The organism is Candidatus Methanoperedens sp. BLZ2 (genome assembly GCF_002487355.1).
In the GTDB taxonomy this organism is placed as follows: Archaea; Halobacteriota; Methanosarcinia; order Methanosarcinales; family Methanoperedenaceae; genus Methanoperedens.
The window spans coordinates 18,685-38,927 of record NZ_NTMG01000074.1 but is presented as its reverse complement, the minus strand read 5'-3'; the positions used below and the strand labels follow the sequence as shown (position 1 = coordinate 38,927).

At 39.6% G+C, this 20,243-nt stretch carries 19 protein-coding genes; 5 read left to right on the top strand and 14 right to left on the bottom strand.

The window, feature by feature from the left end; all coding sequences use genetic code 11:
• Window positions 1-338: 338 nt before the first annotated feature.
• The 7 genes from CL181_RS21240 to CL181_RS15865 all read right to left on the bottom strand — a co-directional run bounded on the left by CL181_RS21240 (window position 339) and on the right by CL181_RS15865 (window position 9,431).
• Window positions 339-467: a hypothetical protein gene (locus CL181_RS21240; RefSeq protein ID WP_255251605.1), complete on the bottom strand. Its 129-nt coding sequence runs from the start codon at window positions 465-467 to the stop codon at window positions 339-341.
• Between the two features lie 37 nt (window positions 468-504).
• On the bottom strand, window positions 505-2,991 hold the full coding sequence (locus CL181_RS15890) for an SNF2-related protein (RefSeq protein ID WP_097300306.1): 2,487 nt from the start codon (window positions 2,989-2,991) through the stop codon (window positions 505-507).
• Window positions 2,992-3,001: 10 nt separating this feature from the next.
• On the bottom strand, window positions 3,002-5,071 hold the full coding sequence (locus CL181_RS15885; RefSeq protein ID WP_097300305.1) for a phospholipase D-like domain-containing protein: 2,070 nt from the start codon (window positions 5,069-5,071) through the stop codon (window positions 3,002-3,004).
• Window positions 5,058-6,989 (bottom strand): hypothetical protein, encoded by a 1,932-nt coding sequence (locus CL181_RS15880; protein WP_097300304.1) that lies wholly within the window; start codon window positions 6,987-6,989, stop codon window positions 5,058-5,060. The genes CL181_RS15885 and CL181_RS15880 overlap by 14 nt, the downstream gene beginning before the upstream one ends.
• 338 nt (window positions 6,990-7,327) lie before the next feature.
• Window positions 7,328-8,038: a hypothetical protein gene (locus CL181_RS15875; protein WP_097300303.1), complete on the bottom strand. Its 711-nt coding sequence runs from the start codon at window positions 8,036-8,038 to the stop codon at window positions 7,328-7,330.
• Between the two features lie 27 nt (window positions 8,039-8,065).
• Entirely contained in the window at window positions 8,066-9,142 is a 1,077-nt protein-coding gene (locus CL181_RS15870; RefSeq protein WP_141398945.1) for a DUF932 domain-containing protein, read from the bottom strand.
• Between the two features lie 13 nt (window positions 9,143-9,155).
• A complete protein-coding gene (locus CL181_RS15865; protein ID WP_097300301.1) occupies window positions 9,156-9,431 on the bottom strand; it encodes a hypothetical protein in 276 nt (91 codons plus the stop codon).
• A gap of 237 nt (window positions 9,432-9,668) precedes the next feature.
• Between CL181_RS15865 and CL181_RS15860 the strand changes: the two genes are divergently transcribed.
• The 3 genes from CL181_RS15860 to CL181_RS15850 all read left to right on the top strand — a co-directional run bounded on the left by CL181_RS15860 (window position 9,669) and on the right by CL181_RS15850 (window position 11,750).
• Window positions 9,669-10,178, top strand: a complete 510-nt coding sequence (locus CL181_RS15860; RefSeq protein ID WP_097300300.1) for a helicase-related protein — start codon at window positions 9,669-9,671, stop codon at window positions 10,176-10,178.
• Window positions 10,175-10,390 (top strand): hypothetical protein, encoded by a 216-nt coding sequence (locus CL181_RS20620; RefSeq protein WP_097300299.1) that lies wholly within the window; start codon window positions 10,175-10,177, stop codon window positions 10,388-10,390. The genes CL181_RS15860 and CL181_RS20620 overlap by 4 nt, the downstream gene beginning before the upstream one ends.
• Window positions 10,391-10,751: 361 nt before the next feature.
• Window positions 10,752-11,750, top strand: coding sequence for an L-threonylcarbamoyladenylate synthase (locus CL181_RS15850; RefSeq protein ID WP_255251604.1), 999 nt, complete (start codon window positions 10,752-10,754; stop codon window positions 11,748-11,750).
• Between the two features lie 67 nt (window positions 11,751-11,817).
• On the opposite strand, the gene CL181_RS15845 is transcribed toward CL181_RS15850, so the two are convergent.
• Together CL181_RS15845 and CL181_RS15840 are read right to left on the bottom strand one after the other, a co-directional pair.
• Window positions 11,818-13,626, bottom strand: a complete 1,809-nt coding sequence (locus tag CL181_RS15845) for a GNAT family N-acetyltransferase (protein WP_097300297.1) — start codon at window positions 13,624-13,626, stop codon at window positions 11,818-11,820.
• Window positions 13,627-13,660: 34 nt separating this feature from the next.
• Entirely contained in the window at window positions 13,661-14,275 is a 615-nt protein-coding gene (locus tag CL181_RS15840) for an AAA family ATPase (RefSeq protein ID WP_097300296.1), read from the bottom strand.
• A 515-nt stretch (window positions 14,276-14,790) separates the two neighbouring features.
• On the opposite strand from CL181_RS15840, the gene CL181_RS15835 reads away from it, so the two are divergent.
• Both CL181_RS15835 and CL181_RS15830 read left to right on the top strand, forming a co-directional pair.
• Entirely contained in the window at window positions 14,791-15,936 is a 1,146-nt protein-coding gene (locus tag CL181_RS15835; protein ID WP_176505272.1) for a toll/interleukin-1 receptor domain-containing protein, read from the top strand.
• A gap of 667 nt (window positions 15,937-16,603) precedes the next feature.
• Window positions 16,604-17,518: a DUF6573 family protein gene (locus CL181_RS15830; protein WP_097300294.1), complete on the top strand. Its 915-nt coding sequence runs from the start codon at window positions 16,604-16,606 to the stop codon at window positions 17,516-17,518.
• 113 nt (window positions 17,519-17,631) lie between these two features.
• Here CL181_RS15830 and CL181_RS15825 read toward each other — a convergent pair whose 3' ends face one another.
• The 5 genes from CL181_RS15825 to CL181_RS15810 all read right to left on the bottom strand — a co-directional run bounded on the left by CL181_RS15825 (window position 17,632) and on the right by CL181_RS15810 (window position 20,052).
• The gene (locus CL181_RS15825) at window positions 17,632-18,042 is read right to left on the bottom strand and encodes a putative toxin-antitoxin system toxin component, PIN family (RefSeq protein ID WP_097300293.1); all 411 of its coding nucleotides are present in this window, start codon (window positions 18,040-18,042) and stop codon (window positions 17,632-17,634) included.
• Between the two features lie 3 nt (window positions 18,043-18,045).
• The gene (locus CL181_RS15820; RefSeq protein ID WP_097300292.1) at window positions 18,046-18,309 is read right to left on the bottom strand and encodes an AbrB/MazE/SpoVT family DNA-binding domain-containing protein; all 264 of its coding nucleotides are present in this window, start codon (window positions 18,307-18,309) and stop codon (window positions 18,046-18,048) included.
• Between the two features lie 121 nt (window positions 18,310-18,430).
• Complete coding sequence (locus CL181_RS15815; protein ID WP_097300291.1) at window positions 18,431-19,261, bottom strand: metallophosphoesterase; 831 nt, start codon at window positions 19,259-19,261, stop codon at window positions 18,431-18,433.
• Window positions 19,262-19,464: 203 nt separating this feature from the next.
• Window positions 19,465-19,614 (bottom strand): hypothetical protein, encoded by a 150-nt coding sequence (locus CL181_RS20615; RefSeq protein WP_176505271.1) that lies wholly within the window; start codon window positions 19,612-19,614, stop codon window positions 19,465-19,467.
• Window positions 19,615-19,620: 6 nt separating this feature from the next.
• Window positions 19,621-20,052, bottom strand: coding sequence for a hypothetical protein (locus tag CL181_RS15810; RefSeq protein WP_097300290.1), 432 nt, complete (start codon window positions 20,050-20,052; stop codon window positions 19,621-19,623).
• Window positions 20,053-20,243 lie beyond the last annotated feature (191 nt).

Sequence of the window (20,243 nt, the reverse complement as noted above, 5' to 3'; positions counted from 1 at the left end):
CCAGATTTTAGCGTAAAGCGACCCTGAGCGAAGGCGAAGGGGAAAATCTGGCATCAGCTGAAAGGCATTTAAAATTTGAAAAAATTGTCGGGATAATTTTTTACGGATATCAATGAATTTTAAGTATCCTATTTAATTTTAATCGTTACACTCCCCAGCTCTGCTGCGATTGGGAGCTTCATTAGATAAAAGTATTTACATATACAAGGTTTTGTAGATTCTGGAGTTTGCCAGAGTAAAATACATCTCCTACCCACCTCGGCTCCGCTTCGCTAAAGTCCAAGGCATCAAAGGGGTACATGAGGTCTTTCTATCTCCTATTGGTTGTTTTAGTCATTTCAAATAAGCAAGTTCCAGAACAAGGCATACGAGTGTTCGCTCTTCTGTGCTTCTTTTGTCCTGAATCGTCGTGGGTATAAAGTTGGTAAATTGCGTATGAAATCAATGAGTTTGGCTTTTGAGTTCATACACCTGCATACGATTATGAACCCGATTTATATTTTCTCATATTTTCAGTTGTAGCCCCATTACAGGTGGTCTAAGATCAAGCATAACAGCATTTTTCTCTTCTCGTGTTAAATTCCCCACCGAATCTGCTTCCTCTCTCACTTCTTCGAGTAAATTTGCGTCCTCTTTTGTAATATCCACTTTTTCATCTGTTTCACCGTCGTTAAAGCTTCCAAGTTTCGTCTTTTTTGATCCGATTAGAATCTGGAACCACTGGTCTCTTTGCATTACAGTGTGAAATATTCGTTCCTCATATGTTCCTTTTAAGATTTTAAAGTGAACTTTAATATTCCCTTCATCTGCTCTTCCATATCCTTCCCTATCTACCCTTCCTTCACGCTGCTCCATTCTAGCAGGGTTCCACTCCAAGTCATAGTGTATTATGTATCTGCATTGTTTTTGAAGATCTATACCTTCTTCTCCAACTTTGCTTACTATTAGGATTAGAGGGTTATATAAATTGTTAAAATTTTTACGATGTGCTTCCCGGTCCTTAGTGTTATCACCATCGTAACGCCCCACGATTTCAGGATTCTTATAATCTTCTCTGAGCATTTCCAAATTTCTTACAGTAGTTATTTTTGAGCTAAGCTGTTCATTTAAATAAACTTCAATAAGATTATCCAACTGTACTCGCAGGTCATAGACAATATTTTCTATATATTTTTTGATATCTTGATGATTAGAACAAAGATAATACAATAAAAATAAATCCTGATTAATTCGATCTTTTACAAATGATTCAAAAACATCTACGACGTGCTTATTAATATTTGTTACAAATCCGGCTTCTTCAATTAATGATTTTGGCAAAATTGCATCTTTTTGGTATTTTGAATCAAAAAACTCTTTAAGTTCTTTAATCCTTTTTATTCCTTCTTCTAAAGCAGTTTTTCGTAATTCTTGCAAAGAACTCCAGCCTTTTTCCTTTGCTATAGATTCAACAAAATTCTCAACCAATGGCTTTATTGCTTTTATCAGTTCTTCTTTGAGATGCGGTGCAGTTCCCTTAACTAATTTGTTAAAAACGATAATTTTTGAAAAATGGGATTCAGGATTTTTTCTAATTTTTTCCATTTCTAACTGAATAATATACGTTACAATATCTCTAAGCGCAACAACTTTAGGATGCAAAAAGTTTGAATCACCTTTTGATTTCTTATCCCATTTCGAGATAAGTTTCAAGAAATCTTTTGCTCTACTACTTTTTGATTTCACCAGTATACTACTTTTCATTATCTGTGGGTATGAAGATAGACCCTGGCAAAGATCCATGGTAATAAACGATCTTTTTTCATTGTCTTTTGATATCTCTGATGCTTCCTGAATCAACTCACGAAGCTCTAGATAATATAAAGCATGGTGGCTCTCGAATGGGATTAATGGGTTATTCTTACAAATCTGTTTGATGTTATCAAATTTATCAAATTTTTTGAAATCCCAGCCCTCACTATTTAGCTTTCGATTCACGAAGGAATACTCCCTACTGAAACTCTCTTTAACATTACGAATCATATATTTCTTCATAAGAGCTTCTAGCCCTGGTTTTCCATCATACCCATCTTTAAGCAACTTTATATATTCTACGATTCTTCTACGCTGGTCATCATCTGGTGGCAATGCTCTTAAATCATAAAAATGGTAAAGAGCTTTTTGATAATCTTTGAGAATACTTTCTATATTCATTAGATCATCTTTATCCGCACGTGCAATTTTTAACAGGTTAACCATCTGTTTAGGATCCAGCTCAAAAGGGGTCGCTGTTAAAAGAAACAGATATCTGGATTGTATGCCGCTCTCAAAATTCGGAGAAGATCCTCGACCAACGTCTCTGAAGTCTGGGGCAAATATATAGGTACATTCATTCTCTTTTGCGTAGTGGTGAGCTTCATCAACTATTATTACATCCCAGTCTGTATTAAATATATATCTGAGTAGTTTATTTTTATTCTGTTGGTTCTCATATAGGGTATAATTCTTGACAATGTAAAGACCATCTGGAACCTGGATTTTTTCATTTTTTCTAACTCCTCTCAGCAATTTTCTTCCCCCCCTTCCTCCCCACATTTTACTGGCTTCCCCTACATTTTTTATTACTTTGAAGCCAGGTTCATCTATAAAGCTCTCTCTAAATTTATCCCATTTATGGTCTCTCAGGTATGATTTAAATCCTTGTTTATTGCCGTTGAAATCTTTATCCGTTTCGACCTCATCTTCCCATTTTCGGATGAGCTTAGAATCGCAAAGAATTAACACTTTCTTAATTCTTTTTCCAATTTCCTGGTGATATAGCCATAAAAGTGCAAGAGACACTAAGGCCTCATAAGTCTTACCACAACCCACTTCATCTGCTAAAATTATACCTCGCTGTTTATCCTTTATAAGACGGGAAAGCGCACAATAAACTGCCCTATGTTGATGCTCATGTCCCTTTCCAAGATCTATTTCGCTAACAAGTTTCTCAATGACATCTTCATTTGCCAATATAATTACCTCAATATCTTAATTTAATATTTTTTACAGTTTCTTCAATGCTACGTAGCCTTTTAAGCGTCTTAGAAGAGTATTGTTTCAACATCGGAGACTTGCCAACATTCTTAAGATACTCCTCAATCGGTTTTTTGGATTGATTTAGAAATTCTTCTTCGATAATTCTTGAAATTTGAAATCTATTTTTTTCGCTCCCCAAGACATCCTTACTATTTTCTTGAACAGCTCTAATAATCCGATCAATAAGGTAGAGCTTCTGTTCAGGTGTATAATCATCTTTTTCAATTGCTTGAACACTCCATTTTTGATAATCACGCAACAAATCCGCGAAAATGTATTTTGAATATTTATAGCGTTCTAACTTATTACCGCAACCTTTGAATCCGATGTGAATTTGACGGAAAAATTTATCTAAATCTGCTTGATGTTTTGGCAATAATAAGGTGTCTCTATCTCTCTTTTTAGAAGTCAATAATTTGTTTATAAGGTTTTTAATTTCCGAATATCTATAAAATGACCCAATTCCAGTTTGGTAGATCTCATTATCTAAACCAGTGAAATCTGTTTCAAAGAAAATGTCATTCATAAATAAAGATGGATTATCAACATTTAATGGACCGTCGGCTTCTCCCATTATTACTCCATCCTCATCAAATGCTTCACCTCTGATTCGATTGTATCGGAGATGTATTAAATCATTTTCTCGATCAAAAATCTTCTCTGGATGGATATCAAAGACAGCAGGGCCATCAAAAGGTTTCTTCAGCTCATTTAGATTTATAAAGTTCTCATTAAAAGCTACAAGTTTAAATTTTATTCTGCTAACTTTATCATTTGCTTTAAAATAAATGCTGATTTTATTATCTTTTAAAGCCAAAAGACCTCCCGATAATTGGATCGCTGGAGCCAGTGTATATTTTGTAATTTTATTAGTAGGCATCCATTTCTCCCAATTCTCTTCATATTTGAAAATTTGATTTAATTTTAAGTATCTTGATAATAAATTTAGATCTAAACTTTTTCTTGGGAATATTGTTAACACACCAATCTCAGCGTTTCCATTGGGAGGCTTAGATAATAGTGCCGCCTTTGTGAAGTTAGCTGAGCCTTGAAATATAGCGATAAAACCATCTGATCCAGCGGACGCCCCTATGAATATCATCATCTTTGCATGGAGAGAGCGTTGAAAAAGACCATCGACAGCTGTGTTTTTGGGAAATAAAGATATCCTGTTACGATAGTTACCAAGAATATTTAATGGAAGGTTTGTCCTATTATCCCCACTTGGTTGAAAATATAAATGTATGGATTTATCATTGTCTGATTTTATGAATTTAATTTTGTTAAATAATTCCTCTATTAGCGTATTATCTAGGTTTTCGTACAGAGGGTCCTCTGTTCTCATTCCATCACTTTTGTCCTGCTCGTAGAATGGACTAACTACCCATAATCCCGAAAGATTGTTAGACGGTAGTTGATCGGTTATCTTTTCCAACAGAGATCGATCGTAATTATGCAAAAAAATAGGTTCCATGTAATATTTTCTGGCTTTTGGAATCTCCGATAAGAATAATTCATAGTCCCTCAGGAATGTATCCAGTGCTTTAAGTAAATCGGAAACTGGATTCAATTCTCTCCTTAAATGGGTACTGAAATATTCCTTAAGGGATCTAAAGAAATCAATCGGACCAGTTTCAAGGTCTAATCTATAGGTGCTGATAAGCTCCAGATTTCTTTCCAGACCCCCCCTTGTCAAATTTGCGGATCCAACAAGTGCCATCGCTCCTGACTGTGTTAAAAAAAACATCAATTTACTATGAAATACTTTTGTACTGTATGAGGCATTTAGAACACGATATCTATGGGATTGCTTCTCATTAATAACAGCGTTACCATCGCGGATGACAATAATGTTTTGGCAATTGCGCTGCCATAGTAAATCAAATAACCCCCGTTCTGAGTCTTCAATGTAAGGCCCATCAAATGTATATGTTAAGAATATAGCGTGTCTTATATCTTCATTTGGCTGGAACTCTCTAACCAGATCTTGGATGATAACGCTACTGTCCTCCATTATGTAGATCCTCCCTCGATAATTCAATATCTCTTATTATTGACATCAATTGTGGGAAACGATAACTATGAAAACCAAGCGCCATATCCCCACTTATTTCAAAAGCATAGACTTCATCTCCATCAATATCCAACCAGCGCTCTTTGTGTTTACGCTCGAACACACCCCTGTGGTGCAATATCAGAGCTTTAATTAAAAATTCTAATACTTGCCTCATATTTTTTTCTTTTTGTGTAGTTAAGTCTTCAAGTATGTCTTGGAAAGCACATTCTGCTAAATGTGAGTTTAAAACTTGCCGGTTGAATTCATCAGAAAGGACCCTCATCAAAAGCATCAAACCTGCTTCAATAACTCCACTTTGCGAGGAGGTATCTAAAGATAAAATAATGCTTATCAGTTTTCTTTCCGACTCTCTGGATATTTTGACCGCTTCTTCCAATTTAGCATCCCAGAAGTCTATATTTCTTGAGCCTGCTACGACGTCTTTAGCAATCCACTTAGGTATATTTGTGCGCCCACTATTTTTAACGTGATAAAAAACTCCTGCAAAAATTGCATTTAGTGAAAGACCCAATATTTCATAAATTGCTGCATCAACAAACGGTTCTATATTTTTCTTTTTTCTGTTATCAAAATAATGTACTAAGAAAAATTGATTGTAACCTGGTTCTTTATCTTCCAGCTCAGAAACTGCTGCGCCATATGCCTCATCAGTAACAGGTGCTTGCATCTCATTTATACTATCTCCAATTAGTAAATCCTCATAATCTAATGCTATCAACGTTTTTAGACGTAAATTAGCATCATATACTACTCTATCAGAATGTCCTTTTGCAAATAGAAAACCTTCTAAAAAGGTCTTTTTTTCACCTATACTGCCATAAGTAAGAAAACACAGATCTTCTCCCCAATTTTCCAGGTGTATAACACTCCTTTTAGTCTCTTTTTCTTTAGCCCATCGCAATAGCTCAGATGAATAGTTTCTCTTTTCAAATAAATCAGCTATTTTCTCACCGAGCTTAGTTAATCTATAAGGCAATAATCCCTTTATAGCTGCCTCTTCATCTTCTTCCCAGAACCCTAAGCTGATCATTGAGTTCTTGTATAAGTTGTAGCAGCCTGTGGCGTCCTGTCTTTTGAGAATCTTGTCTGGTATTTCGACATTGCCAACACCATTTGCCAAAAGTCGCATTTTACTTCTGTTTCCTAGATGTATACAGTCTTTTAAACCATCTTTTCCATGATATAAACTCTCACAGAGAACCAAAGCCCTCTCTAAACGCTTTAAAACATCATATTGCCCTGTATCCGAGTGAGTTTCATTAAGGCTCTTTAGTGCCCACGAAAGGAAAAAAAAGTATCCAGCGCGACTTGTAAAAACAGTCATTCCAGGGAGTAATTTATCAGCCAAATGCATAGCAAATGCCTGCAAGCCAAGTGGGTCACGTGAGGAGGAAGGAAGCTCTTCAGGTTCTATCCATTTCGGCAGTAGTCGACTTATTTCATCCCCTAATATTGGTTTAGCAGAGTATTTAGTTCGCTCGGTATTAGTTAAATATGCTTTATTTCGATGCATTCTAAATGGGTCATCTGCCCGTTTTGCATCAGGATTGTAACTTATTCCATGCTTTTGTAGTATATTTAAAAGCGTTTCAAGATTTTTCGATGGCATTCGATTATATCTTACACCAAAGAACTCTTCGTATACCGTCTTGAGTTTCCTCGCCCGCCCTTCACCTTCTATAAAGTCTATATATAGTTCTAAATTCTCTTTTTCCAGCCAGTACTCATTTGTATCAAAACCTTTTATAAGAATTTTAGATGGATTTATTTGAAGAACTATCCCTGCCCTTGGCCCATATTCCGCTTCAAATCTAACAAGCTCTCCAATTTCAATCGTATTATTATCTCCATCCAATTAATAAATCTGATAAATGTTATATATGTTATATTAATTTATTGTACCATTATAGTTCATACTCTTATGAAGAAGTATGAACTCAAAAACGCGACTCGCCATATTTTATTGGCAATTTCAGGCACCAAAAAGAAAGAATGTTTTAGGTGGCATCTCCTTAGCGGACTTTTCCGGTTCCGTATCAGGTGTCTTTCCCAGGTGATAACAATTAACTGTTTTAGCTTTAACTTGGTAATTAGTAGCGGCACTTTCTCAAACTCAATCTCCTTATATTCAATGTTGGGACCCTCTGAGGCACGAACTATCCTCGATACAACATCCTCTTTTTCCAGCCCCCATTACCCCTTCACTCTATAACCCTGTGTCGGATACGCGACTATCAGAGTTCCCTTGCCTTTCAGCTCGCCTACATTTTCCACATTAACGCTTTTGACTGTACCCAGTCCGAACGCGTGGAGTCCTCCCCTTGGCGTGAACTCTACATGGTAATCTTTGAATACCTGCTCATATCCGCTTGCGTCTATGTCTATGAACGAGAACTTGTCATTTGCCAGTAAACACAGCCCGTTTGACCAATCCCAGGACATTATCTCTTCCAGTGTCGGGGGCTTTTCCTGGTATTGCTTCCAGTTAATCATTGGCCTCTTTGCATCCCTGTCTTTAGGCAGCGGTGTATAACCCTCAAGATAATAATACACGGCAGCCCACAACGCAGTCGATGGAACAACCATTCTGCCAGTGGGTTTCGTATTGCTCATGAAGGTCTGTATCAGTTCGTCAATGGTCAGGGCGGGCTTTTGCTTCTGGCCACGAGGTGTCTTTCTTTTCCCCGTGATTACCGAAGACGCCTGGTATGCAGTCTTTTCCCAGTCATAGCCTTTCCAGCGGTTCTCAGAAGATATTATCCCCAGTATCTCCCGCAGGTTATATCCCACGTAATAAAGGAAGCCCACAAGCCACAATCTCTGGTTATGCGTGGGATGAACGGAGTGCAGGACGTTTAAAACATCTTCACGCTTTCGGTCTGAGAGGATCCTGTCTAATATCATACCGTTACCCTGGAAAAGAGGGACGGGCTAACTCCCGTCACCTTCCATCAATTTCCTTATGGCTGCACTTCTGGGCTTTGCATCCACGATCTCAAGAAAAGCCTCCGGGTGCATCAGCGCTATATCGCTTGCCCTTGTCTCAAGGTTCACCTGGTCATCCGGCGCTGGAAATTGCCGGGCTGTTGCTGTGAGGGCATTGGTCATTCCCCATTGCGTGTAGTCCTTCTCTTCCAGGAAGTTCTTTAGCAGCATCTCCTTTGTCGCTTCTGTGAGCCCTATTGCCGTAACCACGTTGCTCACTGCCTGCACGGGTTCTTTGACTGGCGTCTCTGCGTTGTTTTTTAACTTCTCAACGACTGCTGCGAAGCTTGCAGGATCAAATGTCTGTTGTATAACGTCACGGACGGCACTCCATATCGCCTGGTTCTCAAGGTTTATTGTCTCTGAGGACCAATTGAATTCGCCTTCCTCTTTGCGTTTGCCGAGATGTACTCTGGAATATCCTTGCGAGATGACCAATCCATTTGTACATTTCAACCTTAACACGAAGGGCTCAACTGCGAAGCGGGAGGCCCCTACTTCTGAGTTTTTGATTATTAACCCGCCCTGTACGATATCACCCGGTCGAATCTCTCCCCGCAGCTTAGGGGTTACTGCTTTTACGAACAGGTGTGATTCCGTGAGGTTCAGCTTGTGAACATCTGCTCCCGCCTTTGCGAACTCATCGAGTGCAAGGAATACAAGATCGTAGTTATCCAGCACCCGGTATCTATCGCTGAGGATAGCCCTGATATTTCCATCCAGTATTCTTATCATCCTCTTATCTTCCGTAGGCAGCCAGGCATTCACGTTCTCCGCAAGCAGATCGAAGTTCTTTGCTTCGATCATCCTGCCATAATATTTCTGTGGTATCAGCACTTTATCTGATAACTGGCCATGTGCCCACTGTGTCAGCGGATATGCCCCGAATTTCGGGATGTCGATCACTATGCGTTCTGGTTCTGCTACCGCTGTAAGGGTGCGCGAATCCACTATCAAGTCTCTTCTCGTTTCTCTCTGTCTCTTTAGCTCGTAGAAGACAGGAACCAACTGTTGATTTCCCATTATTCCACTTCCTTTAGATCTCCTGACCCATTTCTCTCAATTTCTGTTCAAATCCTACCATCATGGCCGCAAAGCTATCCCAGGTCATTTTGCCTTTGCTGAGAAGTTCTTCGCCCACGATTCTTGCCTGTCTGAAGGCTTTCTTAACATCTTCTATTGATTCCATATTTTCAATACCTCGATGGATCCAGCTATTGCCAGATCCGGACATTCTTTTTTGCAACTGTGCAAGCCGGATTTTAGGCGCAGCCGACCCTGCGCTTTTGCGCAGGGGAAAATCTGGCATCATCGGAATTAATTAGAAAAAGGATTTTTACCATGTTTCCTGGCATCGTTTTCATCCTTTAGTTCCATCCATTGAATCGTCAATAGTAGCAAATTGGGCGATGATGTCGCCGAAGATCATCAGGCGGCAGAGAGAGGAGCTGGAAGTGGAAGCTTTTGTGACGATACCGAAAGCATGAAATCTCCACAGAGCTAATCAAAATGTAACCGGATCAGGTGAGGCATTACAAACACTGGCTTGATGAATTCGCTGCATGGTTCAAGGAGCAATTGCGGCTGGAAAAGGAAAGCCCTGAAGGCCATAAAATTGACCCGATTGGTTGTACTGGCACACCTGACTCAACTGCAGTTCGCAAGCACTATCCCGCAATCGAAGAAAACGAACAATGAGCACGGCCTCTGGCCGGGTGGCATCACCATGAAACAGGAGAGAACACTGGACCTGATACAAGAGGGGCTCTTTAAACAAGAGACGATCATCGTCTTCTCGGAGCGACTTGATTTCCAGAAGCTCATGCAGCAGGAGCTCAAGACATGGGGAATTAAGTCTCATGTTTTCATCGGTTCGCAGGGGATCAAGAACAGGAACGTGGTTCTTAATGATTTTAAGAATAATGGAACACACGTCCTGCTTGCCACCACGACATGCGGCGAGACTGGGCTCAACATTCCGCAGGCGAATGTGGTCATCATCGCTGATACGTGTCCTGGACTCCAAGCAAGCAGATCCAGGCATACAGCAGGATATTGAGACCGCAGCAGACAAGGAAGCCCCGGATCTATCTGCTCAGGGCGAAGGGCATGATAGACGAATACATGCAGCAGTTAATGGATGCGAAGTCAGAGGCGATAGACGAAGGTCTCGACTATCAGGATGCTGCGGAGTTTGACCCGGCAAAGTGGCTGAGCTATCGTGATTTCACGTTAAAGATGTTGAAAGAAGAAGGATATGAGATGGGTTAAAGGTGTCACTTTCAAATACAGTGTACAAAAAGTAGACAAACAGTAATATGGAAGATGTCTCACTTCTATATATGGGCCTCGTTCATCTTATGGGATTTGTGACTGAAGGCTATAGATTATGTGTGCATTCATAGAATATCTCGAACCAACATATCAATCATGGCACTAAAAATGGGGGCAGAAATAAAAATTACATTAAGAGGAATCTAGGGAAATGGAGCTGATTCATCATATAAAAAGTTTTATAGAAATTTTATCAACCATAATATCCAATACAAACCAATGAATTTATTTACCGAGAGAGCAAAATCAGTTATAATACCCCGGCTTCGAATACAAATCTTTTATATTAATGATAAATATGCAGATTCTCGATTCAAATGAAATAAGAAAAGCAGCGAATATCTTAAAAACAGGTGGAATAGTTGCTTTCCCAACAGAGACGGTATATGGATTAGGTGCAAACGCTTATGATCAACAAGCGGTCACAAAGATATTCAAAGCAAAAAACCGTCCCGATGATAATCCACTAATTTCTTATGTATCTTCATATGAGATGCTTTATACAATTACAAATGATATTCCTGCAATTGCAGCAAAACTTATGAAAGATTTTTGGCCTGGTCCACTCACTCTAAAATTAAAGTCTAGGGAAGATGTGCCAGTTACAATTACAGGAGGATCTGATATGGTGGCTGTTAGAATGCCAGATCATGAAATTGCCCTTGCTCTTATTAATGAAGTGGGTGTACCTATTGTAGCTTCCAGCGCCAATATTTCCGGGAGACCTAGCCCTACAATGACAAAGCATGTCACAAATGATTTGGATGGAAAGATTGATGCAATTATCAGAGGTGATGATTGTAAAATTGGTATAGAATCCACTATTGTTGACCTTACAGTTACTCCTCCGGCTGTTCGTCGTCCTGGAGCGATATGCATAGAGGAGATAATTGAATCTGTTGGCGCGATTGCGGTTGAAGGAGAGCTGGTGAACTCACCTGGCATGCGTTATAGGCATTTCTCCCCCCAAACACCGCTTACACTCGTTGAAGGTGAGAGAACCCGTGTCTTGGTTAAGATTAATCATCTTATTCAAAATTATCAAAAGCAGGGACTTAAAGTAGGGGTGCTTGCTTGTCATGAGAGCTCTGAGGATATATATTGCGATGAAAAATACATACTCGGAAGCATTAATGATTTGAAAGAGGTTGCAAGAAGACTCTATTCTGGACTTAGATTTTTGGATGATATGAAGGTAGATGTTGGGATTGCGGAAGGAACGTTTCCCGAAGAGAGAGAAGGAAAAGTTATTATGAATAGGCTTCGAAGAGCAGCGGAAGAGAGATTCAGCTGCTGATATGATATTATTTAATAAGTCTCAAGTAAACACGCTAAAAGAGCTAACAAATCTGAAAGTACATCGATTATGATTTTGTTGATATCTTCGATATCAATATTTGTGCGATTTTTTCAATCGGTATATCATTCAAATCAATGTATGCAATCGTCTCATTGATTCCAGGGATTTCAGTATTATCAATTCTAACTGGGAGTATATACTCTCTATTTTCACGGAATGCACGCGCTTGGGCTTGTATGAGTTCATGGTGTTGCCATAATCTTTGTGCATAATACTTTGATATGAAAATCACACAATATCTGGCTTTGTCTCTATACACAGATTGTAGGTGCTGATAAAGATCCTTACCCCAAAGATTCGCTTCCTCGTATTTATCATAGAAGACCTGCACTCCATTCTGTATAAGGAGTGCAGCTAAAGGTTCTGCATAATGCCGATCCTCTTTTGCGAAAGATAAAACTACATCATATTCGTATTGCTGTGCTAGATGATTTAATGGTCTCATTCTCTGGAGAAACCTACTGACCATTTCCATACTCAGATAGTAATGACCAATATCCAAGGGATCCGGTTCATCATATAATACTTCTTTCTTAAGTGTAGAATAATCCACAGTTTCCACCTGCACAAATTTCGTAAGGTACAGACCGATGACATCGTGTTTATTCCTCGCAAATGTTAGGTATTCGTCATGGGTAAGCACGGGATTCCTTTCATTGAATACCTGCCAGATGTATTCAGGAGCACCATTGAGCACCTCTTGAAGTGTTGCGATGGCCCTAACACCTCCTGTTGGCTGGTCTGGAGTTGGTTCAACGAATATCATAATTCTGTTGCCTTGTCTGAGGTATTTACCCATGGGACCAGTTTTAAAATACGATAAAACATTTTTGCCGCTGGATATAATTCGAGAGAAATATTCCGGAGTAATCGGTACAACCATTCCCGCAATCTTTTCTCGCGAGAAACGCGGAGGCCCAAAAGAGAACAAATGGCCCAATTCTCGATGAATGCTCTGTTCTTCAATTACTTTCACATCTCTGGGCAATTCCAGGCCCTTGGGGTTGAACCCACTTCCTGTAAAAATGATTAGCAGCGATCTCTGGAGGCTATTAATCATGTCAGAAAACCATGGACTTACATCTTTATCTGATGATTCGACAACCAATGCATTACCCGTGAGTGTCAACTCTCCGCTACCATTTTTTGCTGATAAGAAGGCACTTGTCCTTAGCTCGAATTCGAAATGTTTACCAAGTTGCACCTGTTTTATGTTTGAGAAACCGTAATAATAACCGACCAACCATAGTGACAGTTCATACAAATCATAGCTATCACCGTGGTAACGGGGAACCAACAACTTTTCAATTCGATAATGATAATCACTAGGTTTATATGGAGATCGCTGCATCTCGGTAATGTGAAATCCCATACGATGGAAGAAGCCTATCGTGCTAATTTCGCTACATGGAACCTCAGACTCAATTTGGTCGTAGCCAACTCTTGCACAATGTTCTTCAACGGCTTTGTAAAGGGCCTTGCCATAACCACGCCCTCGACTACTTTTTCTTATGAAGTAGTTCTTCATCTCAATAACGTTCGAATATCTACGGGGCTTCAGAATTGTGCAACCGACAAGTTCAACAACCGGCTGTCGCTGTGTATTAAATGCCAGACTGAAGATTCCAAATGCAAGACGTTTGCCAGTAACCACTTCCCCCAGCGCCATTTCTAACCATTTCATATGTTGGGGGTAATGCTGTTCAAATTCGGAAGCATGTGCTTGCAACTCTTTGATTCGTTCGGCATCCTCCTTTAGAAAGATTCTCCTAACATCAAATTCTTGATTACCATGCGGTCTAATGCCTTTCATACTTCCTCTCAGGTTCGGTCATGGCTGTATTGTTTTATACATCCTGACAAAAGACCGAATTTTGTAGTATGTAATCTACCCGTTCATCTAACGACATAGGAGGAACGAGAATTACTGTGTACCCAATATCTTGGTAGCCATATAAGATTTGCCGTTCAAGTTCCAAAGCTTTCTTGATATCTTCTTGCCGAAACTCATCTTTCGTGCACGATGTTAAAGCAAGCATCTCGAGGCAAAATACTTTGTAATAACGATGGACAAAAAATAATGGATATAGTTCTTGTGGATCTAAATTTGCATTTCGGAAGTAGCCGATTGCGTCCGGTAATGCTCGATCCAAAAAAACAATAATATCATGATCCAGAGCGTCTTCTATCTTCACTAATATATTTACAAGTTGACGTTGGAAGCTCAGCTGATCTGACAGAATCTGGTCCAGAGATCCCCCCTGCGAACGGTTCTGTTGTATATATTCTCTTGCAACTTCATGAACAACTATATAACCTCGCCGCTCTAATTCTGCGATAACGGTTGATTTACCTGCACCAGGGCCTCCGGTAATCACGCACCATCGTGTTTTAGCAGTCTTATGAGGGGGATTAAGACTTCTCGCTTGAATTTGAGTATTGGGGTCACCTTGGGTGATCATAATGCATCTTGCTCCTAAATGATAGTTAACTTGGGTAATTAGCAACCGACCTTATATGTATTTTGAGTGAATCTTTCATAGGCGGCCATATCGTTTATATTAGTTTGTTAGTCCTGCTTAAACATAGTAGATATCTGATAGTCACAAGACAACATGTTCTTTAAAAATATAAGAATTGTCTTTTTCCCTGGCTGGGGGACAGCATTTACCTTTCCATTTGAAACCAATATTTAGGACTGAAGAAGCACCGAATAGCGATTATCTCATACAAGTTTCTTGCCCCCTTTCCCATCGACAAAAACCAAAAATAATAACTAATAGATGGTAACCCTCATGCACTCACACCGAGAGGCCCCGTTTTTCGAGACCGAGGTCAGTGACTGCATCTATGCTCGTTATCATGCTCTCAGAAGGCGATAGAAATCCAAAACAACTCTCGGACATGAAAATCAGACGCATATAATAAATATATAAGATACATCACCTCTATAAGATGAAGCAATGAGATGATTGTGATGAAAGATGATGATATTATTTCAACTACTAACCTATATAATCGGAAAGACCATGAAAATGCTATTCGTACTTTATTCCGACATCCAGATTTTCCTTGTATGATGTCAACAGATGGATTAATTGTTAAGAATCCAATATATAAGAATCTTGATCGGGATATAATTGAAAAAATCAGAAGCGATTATGGACCAAATGGCATTAATAATTTTAAAATAATGCCTCTGGACATATTTTTAATAAAAGGTCTTGATGAAAATAATCAACCTATGTTGTTATGTTATTGGAGTGGAAAACCAAAATCTGGTTGGAAAAGTTATCTAATGATGTTTAGAGATTCAAATAAGGAAAAGAATGTTGCTGAAAGAATTAAAAATCATGAAAAGGATATTGAAACATTTATCCATCGAACACAAAAAACTGTTACAGTTAAAAAAAGACCGGATACAAATTATTTAGTAAGTTTTAAAATTGATCAAGGATACAAAGACCTTGTGGCATATATTTTTACCTTCTGTGATGTAATCATTTCTGGAGATAATAATGATATAGCAAGAAGAGGGGAATTTCAATTTAATGAAGGAACTTACGCACGCAAATTTAAATGGTATTATCCTGAAGGAATGGAAAAAGATCAAAGAATGATGGAAGTTGATGGTGATGTTGTTAGTTACATTCATACTACTTTTGAGACAATGCTGACCGATATTGCATTAAGTATTACTAATCCAATTCTTTTTGAGTATGATGTTGCTCTTTCTTTTGCAGGCGAAGATCGTAAATATTCTGAAGAATTAGCTAAATTACTTACTGAAAAAGGTATAAAGGTTTTTTATGACGACTATAAAACTGCAGAGCTTTGGGGAAAGAATTTATACCAACATTTCCAATCCATTTATAGAGACAATGCTCGGTTTTGCGTGGTTTTTGTATCTCATAACTATGCTGAAAAGTTCTGGCCTAGACATGAACTTGAGCAGGCACAAGCCAGAGCATTCAGAGAAAATGAGGAATATATTCTTCCAGTGAGAATTGATAATACTGAAATTCCTGGGATTAACGATACAAGAGGATATATTGACTTAAGAACAACAGCTATGAAAGATATTGCAGAAGCAGTGATAACCAAGCTTTCACGTAAGACTTGAAATGATATTATGATGGTTTTAATCAGCAATTTATGGCTGAATAGAACTTAGTTCGTGGGTCAAGGGGCAGAGAACCCTCCTGCTTTCAAGCAGGAGATGAATTGGCCCCTCGCAATTGTGAAACTTATCCCTAATAACAATTGTCGGGACTGCATCTTTCGGGCACATTCTCAGAAAAACTTCAAACCGTTTTTCACTGCGAACCGAAACAGCAACAAACGCTCAGGGCTTCCAGCCCTGAGTAGTTTACAAAACCATTAACCAACAGACTTACTTAATCTACGGGGAAAAACTCAAGCACCCTCCAAATACCTCCGACATTTGTCTGATGTTCGTGACGAGATTCATACTCACATATGCAAGAACGGCGAACCCTAAAAACAAACTCACTTTTTTGATCGCAGGTATAACTATAAATTCCCGCTTTTAGGGTATCCAAGAGGGGCACACTCCAAACTTTCTAATTTTTCACACTTCAGAAGGTTGGTGGTGAAACTGTAACATAGCATGACGCGTGAAGGCACTGCTTAAGGATATTGAAACAGGAAAAAGGGATAAATGATTTTTCGATAATGCCATATTTCGCACTGCAGTGCTGAAATCTGGCGAGTTCAGGAAATCGAGAACAGTAGAATTTCGAAACTGAATGATTTGAAGGAGCGAAGAAATGATCAAAGTAAAGAACAATAGAATATATTTCTATAACATGAATAAGCGGGGCATAATTCCCGTGGACTTCCAGTGTGTATCCGCATATCTGTGTCCACATTGCAGGAAGGTTCTTGCGGCCTATTATGCGGGCAAGATCGTGGATTTGGAGCCCTATATGGAAGACCCCGCACTAAAGCATCACTACACACTGGGCACATCGAATGGCGGCCAGTACCTGCTGTTAGATGATCACAACCATAAGAAAGGCTGTTCGGGGTGGGAGATCGTTTCACTTTATGCCCGCGGTATCACATATTCAATAGATGTCTGGGCAAGAAGGTATGAAGTCGGACCGGAGAACCTTCAGAACCTGTGCGAGATGATTGCCTCCGGTAAAATCCCAGGATTCAATATCGTGCAGGATGCCTGCGGTGCGGATGACCCTATTGTTCTCTATAATGGACACCTATTCACAAATATGAACAAACCGGGGTTCGGCCAATCTTTCACTATGAAGGAGAATCTGGCTACATATGTCGATTGGATAGTAGCCGGGGATTACTCGAAGCTATTTGAGTCGCCAATAAAGCCAAAGACCGAGCCACCCATATATGCACCTAAAGATGAACTGCCATCCTTCGTGGATATTGAAGCTGAAACAGGGGATCAATCGACAAAAAGTGTATTCGGAGATTTAATCGATGTCTACACCCGCGCCGAAGCAATCGAAGATGGAGTGCTTGTGGATGTCACAGAAACCGCAAAAGAAGCTGGTATAGTATATCCAACAGCGGTCACACAAGGATTATGGAATGGATTTAAAATCCCGCACATTTTAGCAAAATTCTGGAATCGAGCCGCCAGAGAGCCTCACAGGCTTCCAGGACCTGCAAGGAATACACACATGAAAACCCAGAAGCAAATGGTGTAATCGACCTTAGTTGGAGTGAACCATTTTGCTGAAATCGGGCGGGTTCGTGCAAATGAATCCCATGATAAGCTGGATTTCCCGGAGTTAAGAAGTGCATAGCTGAAGTTATTATATCAAGCTCCAAGGATTTCAAGTATCTGCTTTGCAGTCACGATTTTTATCCCCCGGAATTCCTTAACATCAAGAAGATGTTTGTTGCCTGAAACCAGATAATCCACCTCACCTTCAACAGCGCACTCCAATATCCTGTCATCTGCAGGATCCTTTACAATGACATTCAAAGTGAAGGCAGGAGAGACAAATTCAGCATGGCTTAAGATTATTTCGGAATATAAAGCCACATCTTCTCGCGGCATTTCAAATTTCCCGTCTGTTAAAAGTATCCTTTCGAGTTCATCGATGATTTGCCTTGAGATAACTAATTTGGCTTTTCCTTCAAAGCATAGATGGATGAACTTGTATGGATTCCCGCGCCAGAACAAAGCTGAAATGTAAATATTGGTATCAGCAACTACCTTTACCATAATTTAATCCTGTATTTTGCGGTGTTTATGGACTATTTCATCAACGTCTGTTTCTTTGATCTTTCGTTCTCTTGCTATCTCTTCTCCTTTATCTGCAAGAAATTCAAATTCTTTAATACCAGGGAGTTTTATTTGTTTGAGAAGAATCGTATCTCTGTCCCGGATTACTGCAAATGGTGTTCCATCTTCAAATCCTGCTCGGAGTTTTTTAGGAATCACTATTTGACCTTTTGTAGACATTCTTGTGAACTCGACTTCTGTTGCCATGGTATTACTTTCTTACTTTCTTACCTAATAAGGCTTTGCCAGTGTAGGACGATATCGAGGTAGGCGAAGTGAGAGGCAAAGCCGAGCATTATGGTGATCCAGACGAACCGTATACATGCTGTTATGTGACGTATTGCTCCTTTATCCTGTCAAACTTCATCGTTGACAGGTCAATTGTGACATAAGTTAACTCATCAAGTTGACCGGGTTGAATGCATATCGTTCTGCCTAGTTTTGCATTCCATTTTCCTGTAACTTCAGGAGACTCATGTATATGACCATGGAGCGAGAGCTTTGGCTGATATTTCTTCAAAAAGTTGTAAATCGCTTTTGACCCTACTTCTTCCCCGTAATAACATTTATCCAATCCCAGCCTGGACGGAGGCATGTGTATTACATACACACTATTTTCCATATCCCTGGGACGAACCAATCGATCAAGTTCCTCTTCTATCGTTGGGAGCTTTTTTGCATGGGTAAACCAGTCATCGATTTCCTGCCATCCATCGGGTCTGGATAACAGTCCAGTTCCGAATTGCTTCTGAAAAATATAGTCCTCTGTGTCCATCCTGCATCTGTCCTTGAGCCTGAACGGATAATCCACAACCCAGTTCATACCTACAAAATCGTAACCCTCTATTTCGAATTTATGTTGTGCCAGGTAGACGATGAATGGATATTTATTGCAGGTTTCATCGAACAGTTTATCGAATATCCGTAGATCATCATTTCCCGGATAGCATAGGTAATAAATTCCGGCAGAATTGAATCGTGCAAAATGATCGTCAAGGTAGTTCGTAATAAAATCGCCCTGACTGAATGGTTCACATTCCTTGGGAAGCATGTCACCGCCATTTATGACCACATTTGCCTGAAAGTCTTTTGCTACTTTGAATAGCCGCTCATATTTCCACTTGCTTCCATGCAAGTCTGTTACAAATAGCACTCTCATCAAGGCAACTCCTTCGGCAATATGTCATATAACGGTTGCGATTAAAAGAATTTGAATATTTGACTTCCCTTTTTTCCGCAGGACCGAGCGGCAAGGATGTGATTCACAAATCCACAGAGTTCCGACCCCTTCTAGAAATATCTTTTCATTTTCTCATCTTCCAAAAGGGCAGCAGTTCAAATATCTGAAACTGGGTAAGCCTATCAATTCCTGACGCTGCGATGCCGCGCAGCCATTTTTTGAATCGTCCGGGGGGGATACCCCGGCGCATTCACAGCGCGCACTTGAATGGAACTGGTATTATCATCCCGCATGCTAAGAAAAGTTGGATGCCTGTTTCTCGTATCTGTCATTGCCCCTCAATCCAGGACGAGGGATGGAGGGTCCGCAAAATAAATTTTGCCATATTTTTTATAAGTATCAAGAATATTTGTGCATACGATTTGATGAAATAAGAAACCAGAATTATGGGCATTACTTATTGTCTTTGCAGAATCGGGATTCTCCATAATTTTTTTGCACTGAGAAATATATTCAAGTGTGGGAGTCTTATTTTCATTTATCCGTTTTAGACAGTCTAAGAATTGTCTATTGGATTCATCCCGGATCTTTTGAACTCTTTTTAATTTTTCTTTCAAGAAAACGTTCTCTGCAACAGCTCTGGAATGCAAATCTCCATATTCAGTAAGGTCAATTTCTTCATTTATGATATCAATGACCTCCTGAACATGTCCTTTATAAATATTAAAAAGGTCTGGCTCTAAATCGTGGGGATTAGTACGATGGTTCATGTCTTTTACCTCTGTTCAAAGATTAGATTGGAACTATAAAAGGAGTTGGAGAGCGGTGTGAAAGTATTCGTCTGGGTAGAAATTTGAAAACTATATTTGGTTCGGATTCTCGGTCACATAATCGCGCCCAAGCCCTGCAGGTTCAGCGGGCTCCGTGTAATCAGAAAGTCGCCCGGAGGGATAACCCGGCG